The organism is uncultured Gordonia sp. (genome assembly GCF_937858515.1).
Taxonomy (GTDB): domain Bacteria; phylum Actinomycetota; class Actinomycetes; order Mycobacteriales; family Mycobacteriaceae; genus Gordonia.
This window is the reverse complement of record NZ_CALLZT010000106.1, coordinates 1-13,439: the sequence shown is the minus strand read 5'-3', so window position 1 is coordinate 13,439 and position 13,439 is coordinate 1. Positions and strand designations below refer to the sequence as shown.

Below are 13,439 nucleotides of genomic sequence, written 5' to 3'. Positions count from 1 at the left end.
CCGGAAGAACCTCAAGAGGGGGAGCGCCGCCCGGGAGCCCGAGGGTGTGACCGCGATCGGCGGTGACGGGACCGCCCCCGCGCCCAACCGCCTCTTCAACGACGGCATCAACATCGTGGGCGTCCCCAAGACCATCGACAACGACCTTGACGCCACCGACTACACCTTCGGGTTCAACACGGCGGTCGAGATCGCCACCGAGGCCATCGACCGGCTGCGCACCACCGGAAACTCACACAAGCGCTGCATGGTGCTGGAGGTGATGGGACGGCACGCCGGCTGGATTGCGCTGCATTCGGGGATCGCCGGCGGCGCGCATGCCATCCTCATCCCCGAACACCCCGAGAGCCTCGACCAGATCTGCGCCTGGGTCACCAGTGTGAAGAACCGCGGCCGAGCGCCGATGGTCGTCGTCGCCGAAGGCTTCACGCTGCCGGATATGAAGGAGGCGTACTCGGAGAAGGGGCTCGACGGTTTCAATCGTCCCCGCCTGGGCGGGATCGCCGAAGTGCTGGCGCCACTGATCGAGAGCCGCACCGGAATCGAAACCCGGGCGACGGTTCTCGGTCACATTCAGCGCGGCGGTGTGCCCAGCGCCTGGGACCGGGTATTGGCCACCCGGATGGGCGGGGCCGTCGCCGATCTCGTCGCCGACAACGGCTGGGGGCACCTGGTGGCTTTGCACGGAACCCAGATGGCCCGCATCACCTTCGACGAGGCACTCGGCAAACTCAAGCAGGTCCGCCCGGAGTACTACGACGAAATGCGCGTCATCTTCGGGTGAACACCCCCGCACCGCCGGTCGGATCGGGAAAGCCTTGTACCGTCATTGTTTTCACGACGATGCGCGTGGGATCACCAGCCACAGAACGGCGTACACCAGAAGCTGGGGACCGGGCAGCATGGTCGACAGCACGAACACCAGGCGGACCAGATTCGGGTCCCAGTCGAAGTATTCGGCGATTCCACCGCAGACACCGCCGATCCACTTGTTGCGGGTCGATCGCGTGAGGCGTTTGGGTGCGTGGTCGGGCGGGCCGTATCCACTCTGCCCGATCGCGGCACCCGATGTGGGGCCGTACGACTGCGGCGCATAGCCCGCGGCGGATTGCGGCGGGACGTAGCCGGCGAACGTCGTCGGCCGCGCCAGTTCCGGGAAGACCTCCGCCGGGTCCGGGATGGTGGAGGCCGCCCCACCCGGTGACGGCGCGCCGGCCGTGACCGTCGCGTGTTGTGCCGCGGGGATCTGCTCGGGTTCTGGGACCTGCTGGGGTTCTGGAGCCTGCTGAGGTTCTGGGGCCTGCTGGGGTCCGGGGACCTGCGCGAGTCGTGTGGTCGGTGTCGCCTGTTTGTTGAGGTCGGGGGTGGATACGGTCGGTTCGGGGGTACTCATGGCCGAACTCCTTTCGTCACCGACCACGCTAGGTTCGCGAACGTGCCGTGGCATCGGGGTACGCCCTGATCTTGTCCCGGACATCGGCCGCCCTGCGCCGGTGGCGGTCGGCGGCTGCGCGTAGGACTTTTGGGCATAAACTGTTGCCCATGACTTCGGCTACGACTGAACTGCTCGACTACGACCAGGTCAACGCGGATTTCGATCCTGTGATGGGCCTGGAGGTGCACGTCGAACTCGGGACCGAGACCAAGATGTTCTGCGGCTGCCCCACCGCGTTCGGCGCCGAACCCAATACCCAGGTGTGCCCGGTGTGCCTCGGCTTTCCCGGATCGCTACCGGTGGCCAACGGCAAGGCCATCGAGTCGGCCATCCGCATCGGGCTGGCGCTGAACTGCTCGATCCGGCTGTCGAGCCTGTTCGCCCGTAAGAACTACTTCTATCCCGACCAGCCGAAGAATTACCAGATCTCCCAGTACGACGACCCGATCGCCTACGACGGATACCTCGATGTGGTCCTGCCCGACGGCACACCGTGGCGGGTCGACATCGAACGCGCCCACATGGAGGAGGACACCGGCAAGTCGCTGCACATCGGCGGCGCTACGGGTCGTATCCACGGGGCGAGCCACTCGCTGCTCGACTACAACCGGGCCGGAGTGCCGCTGGTCGAGATTGTGACGAAACCCATTGTGGGAGCGGGTAGTCGGGCACCGGAGGTGGCGCGTGCATACGTGACGGCGTTGCGTGATCTGCTCAAGGCGCTCGGCGTCTCGGACGTCCGGATGGACCAGGGCTCGCTGCGCTGCGACGCCAACGTGTCGCTGATGCGCAAGGACGCCGATGAGTTCGGCACGCGGACCGAGACCAAGAACGTCAACTCCCTCAAGAGCGTCGAGGTGGCCGTCCGGTACGAGATGTGCCGACAGGGTGCGATCCTCACCGACGGTGGCGAGATCGTGCAGGAGACAAGGCATTTCCACGAAACCGACGGCACCACCTCTGCCGGTCGGCGCAAGGAGACCGCCGAGGACTACCGCTATTTCCCCGAACCCGATCTCCCGCCCGTGCAGCCCGCCGCCGAATGGGTCGAGGAACTGCGCGGCACCCTGCCTGAGTTGCCGTGGGTGCGCCGGGCCCGTATTCAGCAGGAGTGGGGCGTGTCCGACGAGGTCATGCGCGACCTGGTGAACGTCGGGGCCGTCGATCTGATCATCGCCACCACCGACGCCGGCGCCAAGGCCGACGCTGCCCGCAGCTGGTGGGTGTCGTTCCTCGCGCAGCAGGCCAACGCCCGCGGCACCGAACTCGCCGACCTGCCGATCAACCCGGCCCAGGTCGCCACCATCATCGGCCTGGTCGACGAGGGCAAGCTCACCACCAAACTCGGTCAGCAGGTCGCGGTCGCCGTCCTCGATGGCGAGGGTGAGCCCGCTCAGATCGTCGCCGACCGGGGCCTCGAAGTGGTGCGTGACGACTCGGCGCTGCAAAAGGCCGTCGATGAGGCCCTTGCCGCCAACCCCGACATCGTCGAAAAGATCAAGGGCGGAAAGGTGAAGGCGGCCGGCAAGATCGTCGGTGACGTCATGAAGGCCACCCGCGGCCAGGCCGATGCCGCCCGCGTCCAGGAGTTGGTCCTCGACGCGGTGAACAACGCCTGATTACATGCGGTCCTGGGTGGGCTGGGGCGGGTTGAAGATGGCGACGCGGTCGTCGTAGGTCTTCACATCCGCCCCGGCCACCGACTTGTTGACCGTGGCGAGTTGGACGCCGCCCGGGATGGGGGCCAGTCGGGCGACGTGGCCGAATCGTTTGGCGACGTCGGCGGGTGCGGGGTTGGTGATGGTGGGCTTCTGCGCGGTGGGGGCGGCGATCGAGTCGATGCGCCGCGCACGGGTCATGGCGACGTAGATGACGCCGCCGGAGGCCGCGCAGCCACCGATCTGCGGGTTGTCGTCCCACTGCCACAACTTCTTTGGTCCGTTCTTGTCGACGGAGAAGAGGCGGTCACCTGCTTCGCCATGATCGGCGACGTACAGCGTCTTGGTCTCGGCGTCGGGGCACAGGGCCACATTGCCACCGAAACCGCTCGCGACCACCCGGGGACGTCCGGCGTGGGGGAACGGGGACCCTTTTAGTCCCTTCCCGGCGAGGGCGGACGGACGGGCGGCGGCGGCCGGGCTGCCCGCTTTCCCGGTGGCGACGATCAGTCCGCCCGCCGACTGGAAGTACATCGATCCCATGTTTCCGGTTGCGCCCTTGGGGATTCCGGTCAGGATCGGTTTGGGGACGTCGCCGGCGGCCACCCGCACGATGCGGTTGTCACTGCCGGTGGTGATGAGTGCGAAGATCAGGCCGTCCTGACCGTAGGTGGGGGAGAAGGCGAAGTCGATCAGGCCGCCGTCGCCGCTCGCATCGACGGGGATCGTGGCCAGAACACGTTGCGGCCCATAGCGTTTGGAAACAATAATCTTGCCGGTCGTGCGTTCGGCGACGTAGGTGGTCTTGCCCTCGGAGTCGGCGGGATGCACGCCGCCGGTGGATGCCAGACAGGTGGCGATCACCGCGTTGTCGGGATCGACGCACGGTCCGGTGGGCGGTGGTCCCTGCTGGTCCTCGCTCGGCTGGGCCGGTGAGTCAGGGGTTTTGGGGGCGATGATGTCGGGCACCGGGTTGTTGCTGAAGTTCCCGGCCTCCCGCGTTCGGTCCTGATCGTTGAAGCTGACACAACCGGAAAGCGTCAGCATCGCCGCTCCAAGCGTCGCAACAACGCTGAGCAGCGCCCGGCGAGGAGCACGTGAGGTCGTTCCGGCCGGATTGCCGAGACGCCGGTCCCTGGTGGTGGCATGCTGATTTCGCATGCCACCACAGTAGCGATCGGCGGTGCCCGGACCCGAGTACGATCCGTTGAGGCGTCACCCCAACGGTCGGTTATCGGCGCCACACCTGATATGTCCGCCGAATCGGCGTCGACAGTGCCTAGAGTCGATTATGTCAGTGGCATTGACCGTGAGGATGGAAACATGGGCAGCCCATACGATGACCCGACCGGTGTGATTCCCGTCAATGACGCGCACCGAACTGCCGGGTCCGGTCGTCGCGGCGACCGGGACAGCTTTTTCGACCGCCACGCCCGTGCAGGGCTGCGCAGGGTCGATGAACTCGATGATCTGGATCCCAACGAGGTGGCGACCACAGTGCAGAAGCAGGATCAGGAGCAGTCGGCACAATCAGCGGCAGCGCCGGAGCCCGACGTACCCGAAGCAGACCGTACCGACGAGGTGAATGGTCACGCGGCGGCCGGACTCGCCGGGCGGCGTGCGACGCCGCAGCAGGTCGGACAGACCCCGCTGTCGGGATGGGAGAGGTTCGTTTCCCGGTTCCGCCGCCGGCGGTCCGTGCGGACAGTCCCGGCGACGGTACCGCCGCTCGCGGCAGCGGTGTCGTCCGATACCGCGGGGACACCTGAACCCCCAGAGCCCGCCGAACCGGCCGAGCCGTGGGAATCCGGTGTATCGGTTCCTCCGGCGGAACAGTCCGCGCCGTCCGCCCCCCCGGAAACTGCGGAAGTGACCGAGGCTCTGGAAGTGACCGAGGCTCTGGAAGTGATCGAAGCTCCGGAAATAGCCGATGCCGCTGATGTAGCCGAAGTCGCCGACGCGATCGAAGCTCCGGAAATAGCCGATGCCGCTGATGTAGCCGAAGGGGTGGAACTGACCGGCGCGACCGAGGACGCCGAGGTCGTGGACCTGGCCGACCTATCGGATGACCTCGATCCCGCTGGTCTGTCGGCACCGGATGTGTTGCCGGAACCTGTCGACCAGCCAGAATCGGTGGACGAGTCCGGGTTTGCCGAATCGATCGAATCCGTAGTATTCGACGAGCCCGCGGAACAGGATGTTCCGGCGGAACTGACTCAGCAGTTCGTGCCGGAGGAATCGATGGAGCAGTTCGTTCCGGGTGATGCGACGGAGCAGTACGTTCCGGAAGTACCGGCTGCGCGATTTGATGTCCTCGGACCGGTAGCGCAGTTCGTCGCAGCCGAGTCCGCAGAACTGTCCGACGCCGCCGATCCCGCTGAGCAGTACGTTTCGGCGGACACCACGGAGCAGTTCGGTGTGGTCGATACGGCGGGGCAGTTTGTTCCGGAGGGACCGACGGAGCAGTTCGTTGCGGTTGAGTCTGTGGACCAGTTCGTTCCGGACGGACCGACGGAGCAGTTTGCTGTGGTTGAGTCTGTGGACCAGTTCGTTCCGGTCGAGCCCGGTGAGCAGTTCGGTGTGGTCGATACGGCGGGGCAGTTTGTTCCGGAGGGACCGACGGAGCAGTTCGTTGCGGTTGAGTCTGTGGACCAGTTCGTTCCGGACGGACCGACGGAGCAGTTTGCTGTGGTTGAGTCTGTGGACCAGTTCGTTCCGGTCGAGCCCGGTGAGCAGTTCGGTGTGGTCGATACGGCGGGGCAGTTTGTTCCGGAGGGACCTACGGAGCAGTTTGCTGTGGTTGAGTCTGTGGACCAGTTCGTTCCGGTCGAGCCCAGTGAGCAGTTCGTCGCGGTCGATGCGATGGAGCAGTTTGTTCCGGAGGGACCGACGGAGCAGTTCGTTGCGGTCGAGCCTGCCGATCAGTACGTTTCGGCGGACGCCGCGCAGCAGTTCGTCGTAGCCGATCCGACGGACCAGTTTGTTCCGGACGAACAGACGGCGCGATTCGATGTGGTCGAACCGACGGAGCAGTACGCATCGGAAGGCGCCACGGAGCAGCTCGATGCGGCCGAAACGGTGGAGCCGTTTGCCCAAGAGGAACAGCCGGCGCAGTTCGTTGCGGCCGAGCCCACGGACCAGTTTGTTGCGGCTGATCCTGCTGAGCAGGTCTTTGCGGTCGATCCCGCCGAGCAGTTCGTTACGGCTGAGCCTGCGGAACAGTACGTCCCTGTCGATACAACGGACGAGTATGCCCCGGCGGAGCAGGTCGAGGTGTACGAGCCTGTCGCGCAGTTCGTCGGGGCCGAGTCTGCCGAGCGGTATATGCCGGTGGCCGAGGCCGAGCAGTATGCGCAGGTAGAGCCGGTGCCGCAGTATGTTCGGGAAGAACCTGATGTTCCGGAAGAACCTGCCGAACAGTTCGTTCCGGTAGCGCCGGCAGCGCAGCTTGCCCAGGCTGAGACGATCCCCGAGCCGGTGGTGGACAAACCGGAACCTGTCGGTGCATCCGGTCAGCCGACGGTGGCCGAGACGAGCGAGAAGTCTGAGAAGGCCGAGAAGGCATCGCCCGAACCGGAAACAGCCGCTGACCCGGAAACAACCGCTGATGACGTCGAGGCCGACGGTGGCGCCCGACGCGTGATCGTTGATATCGCGATGCTGATACTCAGGGTTGCCGTGGGTGCGGCGGCAGTCGTGCATGGTCTGCAGAAGCTGCTCGGCTGGTGGGACGGTCCCGGGATCGACGGATTCGAGGACATCCTGCTCAACCCCGCCAATCCGTCCATAGGTTTCGACGAGTCGGCGGCCCACTGGCTGGCGGGTCTGGGTGCGATCACCGAAACCGCCGCCGGTGCGTTGCTGATCGTGGGTCTGGTGACACCGGTGGCCGCATCCGCGTTGCTCGGCGTGCTGCTGGTCGGGACGACGTACAAGGTCACTCTGGCGGGTGAACTGTGGTATCCATCCGACAGCAAGGGCGGTATCGAGTACCAGGTGCTCCTGGTGGCCGGATTGTTGACGATTCTGCTTATCGGGTCAGGCCGGCTGGCCCTGGACTACGGGCGTGGCTGGGCGACGCGTCCGAAGTGGGGTTCCCTGGCTCTGGCGGTGCTGGGCATCGCTGTCGCGGTGACCATCTGGGTGGTGTTCAACGGCACCAATCCGCTGGACTCGCCGGGCAACCCCGTCTGATCGCGACAAAGAACCGCCCGGGAGCGGGTGGCCGACGCACGTGCGCATCGGCTGCCCGCTCCCGGGCGGTTCTTGTTCACAAGGTCAGTCGACCTGACGCACGGCACCCTTGTCCGCGGACGTGGCCATCTTGGCGTAGGCGCGCAGGGCCATGGTGACCGGGCGCACGCGGTCCTTCGGCTGCCACGGGCGCTCGGAGGCCTCCATCTTGGCGCGGCGTTCGGCGAGCACTTCGTCGTCGACGAGCACCTTGAGGGCCCGCGTCTTGACGTCGATGAAGATGCGGTCGCCGTCCTCGATGAGGCCGATGGTGCCGCCGGAGGCCGCTTCGGGGGAGATGTGGCCGATCGACAGGCCCGATGATCCGCCGGAGAACCGGCCGTCGGTGATGAGGGCGCATTTCTTGCCCATGCCGGTGCCCTTCATGAAGGCCGTGGGGTGCAGCATCTCCTGCATACCCGGGCCGCCCGCGGGACCCTCGTAGCGGACCACCAGCACCTCACCGGCCTGGATGGTCTTGGACAGGATGACCTGTACGGCCTCCTCTTGGCTTTCGACGACGCGAGCCGGTCCCTCGAAGTTCCACAGGTCCTCGTCGATGCCGGCGGTCTTGAGGATCGCGCCGTCGGGAGCGATATTGCCGCGCAGCACGCACAGGCCGCCTTCGACGGTGTAGGCGTGTTCGAGGTCGCGGATGCAGCCGCCCTCGGCGTCGGTGTCGAGGCTGCTCCAGCGGTTGGCGGTGGAGAACGGTTCGGTGGTGCGCACGCCGCCGGGCGCGGCGTGGAACAATTCCAGCGCCTCGTCGGTGGCCTTGCCGCCGCGGATGTCCCAGTCATCGAGGAAGGTGGCAAGCGTCGGGCTGTGCACCGTGCTGGTGGAGTCGTCGATCAGGCCCGCGCGCCGCAGTTCGCCGAGGATCGCGGGTATGCCGCCGGCACGGTGCACGTCCTCCATGTGGTAGTCGGAGTTGGGGGACACCTTCGACAGGCAGGGCACGCGGCGGCTGATCTCATCGATGGTGGACAGGTCGAAGTCATTGACCTCGCCCTCCTGCGCGGCGGCCAGGATGTGCAGCACGGTGTTGGTGGAGCCGCCCATCGCGACGTCGAGCGCCATCGCGTTGCGGAAGGCGGTGCCCGTGGCGACGTTGCGGGGCAGCACCGACTCGTCGTCGTCCTGATACCAGCGGTTGGCGGCCTCGACGACGATGCGTCCGGCCTTCTCGAAAAGGGCGCGCCGCGCCTCGTGGGTGGCCAGGGTGGAACCGTTGCCGGGCAGTGCGAGGCCGAGCGCCTCGGTCAGACAGTTCATCGAGTTGGCGGTGAACATGCCCGAACACGAACCGCAGGTGGGGCAGGCCGAGCGTTCGACCTCATCGAGGCCGGTGTCGTCGACGTCGCTGTTGGCCGAGGCCGAGATGGTGGTGATCAAGTCCGACGACGGGTGCACCACATCGCCGACCACCACCGCTTTGCCGGCTTCCATCGGTCCGCCGGAGACGAACACGGTGGGGATGTTCAGCCGCATCGCGGCGTTGAGCATGCCGGGGGTGATCTTGTCGCAGTTGGAGATGCACACCAGAGCGTCGGCAGTGTGCGCGTTGACCATGTATTCGACGGAGTCCGCGATGATCTCGCGGCTGGGCAGCGAGTACAGCATGCCGCCGTGACCCATGGCGATGCCGTCGTCGACGGCGATGGTGTTGAATTCCTTGGCCACGCCACCGGCCGCGCGGACGGCTTCGGCGACGATCTCGCCGACGTTGCGCAGGTGCACGTGGCCGGGCACGAACTGGGTGAACGAGTTGGCGATGGCCACGATCGGCTTGCCGAAATCGTCGTCGGTCATGCCGGTGGCGCGCCACAGTGAGCGTGCGCCGGCGGCTTCGCGACCGAAGGTGGTGGTCCGTGATCTCAGGGCTGGCATTGCGGTGTCCTCTGAATCTCCTTGAGAGAACTTAACTCTCAGGGCCTCTGGTGCGGATGAAGATGCCGGTCGGGGCGAGGGCAGAGGTGTTTCCCGCTGGCCGCCGGCGCTCGATGTTCGGGTTCAACATCTGGCGATGGGCTGTTATTCGCTCGATGCTGTGAGCGTCACAACAAGCAAGATTACGCCCACTCCGGTGGGCTCAACAAAAGCTCACCGCTCGTACGGGTCGGGAATGCGGCCTTCGCTGGCGGCCGAGAGCAAGGGCAGGTCGCGGAAGGCGATCGCGGGCAGCCGGACTCGTGATCCGTCATCGAGCACTGCCCGTACCGCCGACCATTTGGGGAACTGGAGGCCGCGAATCCGGTTCCATTCCAGATCTTTGGTGCCGAAGGTGCCGACGACGTGGAGGCCGGCCTCGGTGACGTCGGTACGCAGACGGTGGATCCAGAGCGCGAGCAGGACCGGGATGATCAGCGTCCAGCTGAGCCAGGTGATGGATGCTCCGGCGAGAATCACCGCGACGAGCAAGGTGAGGGGCACTGAGAAGTAGGCGAGCTTGTTGATGCGGAAGGACATCGGCAGCGCGATCTCGGGGGACGGGCTGCGTCCGGCTGTGGGGGAAGGGCCGCGTCCGGCTGCAGGCTGCGTGTCGCCGGCCGGGCTGTCGTGGGTCGGGTTCGTTGTCTTGCGCGGCGAGTTGGCCGGGTTGTTCTCCACGGCTCCCATTGTGGGGGATCGGTTCGGGTGATAGCGGTGTCGGGTCGCGACGGGTGGATAGGACCTGCGTGTTCCCAGGATATGGGACGACTTGGGACGGAGTTTGACTCGGCAGTAGCAACAGTTCTACGGTGTTTGCCGTGATGCAGTTCGATTTTCTCGTAGTACTCGGCCGGCGCGTCGTCGCCTGACCGGTCACTTCGTAGACCTCACAGCATCGACGCGCCACCCTCGCACAGCACAGCTGTCGAGGGTTTTTTGTTGTCAGCAGCAGTTTCAGTCAAACCAGATGAGGATCGTGCAGTGAGCGCACCAACAGCACCTAGCGGGGCGGGCGAGGCGCCAGTCTCGGATATCGCAGCAGGCGCGGCGCGAGGCCGGCAGCCGTCGCCCGCGGCCGGCAACCTCCGTGCCATTTCGCAGAACGTCGTCGCCCCCGAGCGGGTCAGCGGAGCCCAGTCGGTGGTCCGCTCGCTCGAAGAACTCGGCGTCGAGACGGTCTTCGGCATCCCCGGCGGTGCGGTGCTCCCGGTGTACGACCCGCTGCTCGACTCCACCAAGGTCCGGCACGTCCTGGTCCGGCACGAGCAGGGCGCAGGTCACGCGGCGACCGGTTACGCGCAGGTCGCCGGACGCGCGGGCGTCATGATGGCCACGTCGGGCCCGGGTGCCACCAACCTGGTCACACCGCTCGCCGACGCCCAGATGGACTCGGTTCCGGTCGTCGCGATCACCGGTCAGGTGGCCCGGCACCTCATCGGCACCGACGGCTTCCAGGAGGCCGACATCTCCGGAATCACGATGCCCATCACCAAGCACAACTTCCTGGTGAAGGCCGCCGCCGACATCCCGAAGGTGATCGCCGAGGCATTCCATATCGCCGAAAGCGGCCGTCCGGGTGCGGTTCTCGTCGACATCCCGAAGGACATCCTGCAGGCGCAGACGACGTTCTCGTGGCCGCCGCAGATCGACCTGCCCGGCTACCGTCCGGTCACCAAGCCGCATGGCAAGCAGGTGCGTGAGGCCGCCCGGCTCATCAACGCCGCCAAGGCCCCCGTGCTGTACGTCGGCGGCGGTGTCATCAAGGCCAACGCGTCGGCCGAACTGCTGGAACTGGCCGAGCTGACCGGCATTCCGGTGGTCACCACCCTCATGGCGCGTGGCGCGTTCCCCGACAGTCATCAGCAGCACCTGGGCATGCCCGGAATGCACGGTACCGTCGCCGCGGTGGCCGCCCTGCAGCGCAGTGATCTGCTGATCACGCTCGGTGCGCGTTTCGACGACCGGGTCACCGGCCAGCTCGACTCGTTCGCCCCCGATGCCAAGGTGATCCACGCCGACATCGACCCGGCCGAGATCGGCAAGAACCGGGCCGTCGACGTGCCGATCGTCGGCGACTGCCAGGCCGTCATCGTCGACCTGATCGAAACCCTGCGCAATGAGCGGGCCACCGACCCGTCGACGCCCGACATCAGCGAATGGTGGGCGTACCTGAACAAGATGCGCAGCACCTACCCGCTGAGCTACGACCGCCAGTCCGACGGTTCGATGTCGCCGGAGTTCGTCATCTCGGCGATCGGCAAGGCCGCCGGACCGGACGCCGTGTACGTCGCGGGCGTCGGCCAGCATCAGATGTGGGCCGCGCAGTTCATCTCGTACGAGAAGCCGCGCAGTTGGCTCAACTCGGGCGGTCTGGGCACGATGGGCTACGCCGTGCCGGCCGCGATGGGCGCCAAGATGGCTTCCCCCGAGACCGAGGTGTGGGCCATCGACGGCGACGGCTGCTTCCAGATGACCAACCAGGAGCTGGCCACCTGCGCCATCGAGGGTATCCCGATCAAGGTTGCGCTCATCAACAACGGCAACCTGGGCATGGTCCGCCAGTGGCAGACTCTGTTCTACGACGAGCGGTACTCCAACACCGACCTGTCGACGCACTCGCGGATGATCCCGGACTTCGTCAAGCTCGCCGAGGCGCTCGGCTGCGCGGCGTTCCGGGTCGAGAAGGAGGCCGACGTCGATGAGGTGATCGCACAGGCGCGTGCCATCAACGACCGGCCGGTGGTCATCGACTTCATCGTCGGCAAGGACGCGCAGGTGTGGCCGATGGTCGCCGCCGGCACCAGCAACGACGAGATCATGGCGGCCATCAATATCCGGCCGCTGTTCGACGAGGAGGACTCGGTGTCCGACCCCGTCGACATCCACGAAACGATGGCGCGCCCGGACACGGCCGCCACGAGCAAGAAGGACGAGCAGTGAGCACCACACATACCCTCAGCGTGCTGGTGGAGGACCTGCCGGGCGTGCTGGCCCGGGTCTCCTCGCTGTTCTCGCGGCGCGGTTTCAACATCGAGTCGCTGGCCGTCGGGCCGACCGAACTCAAGGGTGTCTCGCGGATGACCATCATGGTCACCGTCGACGACTTCCCGCTCGAGCAGGTCACCAAGCAGCTCAATAAGCTCATCAACGTCCTCAAGATCGTCGAGCAGGATCCGGCGTCGTCGGTGGCGCGTGAGCTGATGCTGATCAAGGTGCGTTCGGATTCGGCGGTGCGCAGCGAGGTTCTCGAAGTGGTGAACCTGTTCCGCGCCAAGGTGATCGACGTCTCGCCCGAGTCGCTGACCATCGAGGCCACCGGCACCTCGGAAAAGCTGGAGGCCCTGCTGCGGATGCTCGATCCGTACGGCATCCGCGAGATCGCGCAATCGGGTGCCGTGGCGCTCGGCCGCGGTCCGAAGAGCATGTCGACAAACCGCTGACCGGCTCGCCGGGAAACCGCTGACCACCGCTGACCGGCCCACCCGGCTTCGTCCCGGGCTGATCGGCTAAGACTGATAGCAACACCAAATCCGTGAGAAACGCCGAGTTTCTCCGCGGGCCACACATCGAAGGGAATCCACTGTGGCGATCGAACTTTTCTACGACGACGACGCTGATCTGTCGATCATCCAGGGCCGCAAGGTCGCCGTCATCGGTTATGGCAGCCAGGGACACGCGCATTCGCTGTCGCTGCGCGACTCCGGCGTGGAGGTCGTGATCGGTCTGCGCGAGGGCAGCAAGTCGCGGGAAAAGGCACAGGAGCAGGGCCTGAAGGTGCTCACCAACGCCGAGGCAGCCGCCTGGGCCGACGTGATCATGCTGCTGGCGCCCGACACCAGCCAGGCCTCGATCTTCACCGAGGACATCGAGCCCAATCTCAAGGACGGCGACGCCCTGTTCTTCGGACACGGCCTCAACATCCACTTCGGCCTCATCAAGCCCCCCGCCAACGTCACGATCGGCATGGTCGCCCCGAAGGGCCCCGGCCACCTGGTGCGCCGTCAGTACGTCGACGGCAAGGGCGTGCCCTGCCTGATCGCGGTCGACCAGGATCCCAAGGGTGAGGGCCAGGCGCTGGCGCTGAGCTACGCCTCCGCCATCGGCGGTGGCCGCGCCGGAGTCATCAAGACCACCTTCAAGGAAGAGACCGAGACCGACCTGTTCGGTGAGCAGGCAGTGCT

At 66.2% G+C, this 13,439-nt stretch carries 10 protein-coding genes; 6 read left to right on the top strand and 4 right to left on the bottom strand.

Annotation, left to right across the window (positions count from 1 at the left end; all coding sequences use genetic code 11):
• The coding region (locus Q0627_RS09760; protein WP_298809374.1) for an ATP-dependent 6-phosphofructokinase at positions 1-784 on the top strand (784 nt) is incomplete at its 5' end.
• 51 nt (positions 785-835) lie between these two features.
• On the opposite strand, the gene Q0627_RS09755 is transcribed toward Q0627_RS09760, so the two are convergent.
• Entirely contained in the window at positions 836-1,057 is a 222-nt protein-coding gene (locus Q0627_RS09755) for a PspC domain-containing protein (protein ID WP_291016185.1), read from the bottom strand.
• Between the two features lie 485 nt (positions 1,058-1,542).
• On the opposite strand from Q0627_RS09755, the gene gatB reads away from it, so the two are divergent.
• Complete coding sequence (gatB, locus tag Q0627_RS09750) at positions 1,543-3,054, top strand: Asp-tRNA(Asn)/Glu-tRNA(Gln) amidotransferase subunit GatB (protein WP_291016134.1); 1,512 nt, start codon at positions 1,543-1,545, stop codon at positions 3,052-3,054.
• Here gatB and Q0627_RS09745 read toward each other — a convergent pair whose 3' ends face one another.
• The gene (locus Q0627_RS09745) at positions 3,055-4,140 is read right to left on the bottom strand and encodes a PQQ-dependent sugar dehydrogenase (RefSeq protein WP_298809376.1); all 1,086 of its coding nucleotides are present in this window, start codon (positions 4,138-4,140) and stop codon (positions 3,055-3,057) included.
• Positions 4,141-4,962: 822 nt separating this feature from the next.
• Between Q0627_RS09745 and Q0627_RS09740 the strand changes: the two genes are divergently transcribed.
• Positions 4,963-7,287, top strand: a complete 2,325-nt coding sequence (locus Q0627_RS09740) for a DoxX family protein (RefSeq protein ID WP_298809368.1) — start codon at positions 4,963-4,965, stop codon at positions 7,285-7,287.
• A gap of 84 nt (positions 7,288-7,371) precedes the next feature.
• On the opposite strand, the gene ilvD is transcribed toward Q0627_RS09740, so the two are convergent.
• Together ilvD and Q0627_RS09730 are read right to left on the bottom strand one after the other, a co-directional pair.
• Entirely contained in the window at positions 7,372-9,216 is a 1,845-nt protein-coding gene (ilvD, locus tag Q0627_RS09735) for a dihydroxy-acid dehydratase (RefSeq protein ID WP_291016136.1), read from the bottom strand.
• A 213-nt stretch (positions 9,217-9,429) separates the two neighbouring features.
• Positions 9,430-9,807 carry a PH domain-containing protein gene (locus Q0627_RS09730; RefSeq protein WP_291016187.1) on the bottom strand — a complete coding sequence of 126 codons (378 nt, stop codon included), beginning with the start codon at positions 9,805-9,807 and terminating at the stop codon, positions 9,430-9,432.
• 432 nt (positions 9,808-10,239) lie between these two features.
• Here Q0627_RS09730 and Q0627_RS09725 point away from each other — a divergent pair, with 432 nt between their 5' ends.
• The 3 genes from Q0627_RS09725 to ilvC form a co-directional block, all read left to right on the top strand.
• Positions 10,240-12,198: an acetolactate synthase large subunit gene (locus tag Q0627_RS09725; RefSeq protein WP_291016138.1), complete on the top strand. Its 1,959-nt coding sequence runs from the start codon at positions 10,240-10,242 to the stop codon at positions 12,196-12,198.
• Positions 12,195-12,698, top strand: a complete 504-nt coding sequence (ilvN, locus tag Q0627_RS09720) for an acetolactate synthase small subunit (protein WP_291016140.1) — start codon at positions 12,195-12,197, stop codon at positions 12,696-12,698. The genes Q0627_RS09725 and ilvN overlap by 4 nt, the downstream gene beginning before the upstream one ends.
• A 142-nt stretch (positions 12,699-12,840) precedes the next feature.
• Positions 12,841-13,439 (top strand): ketol-acid reductoisomerase (ilvC, locus tag Q0627_RS09715; RefSeq protein ID WP_298809363.1); only part of this gene is annotated, 599 nt, incomplete at its 3' end.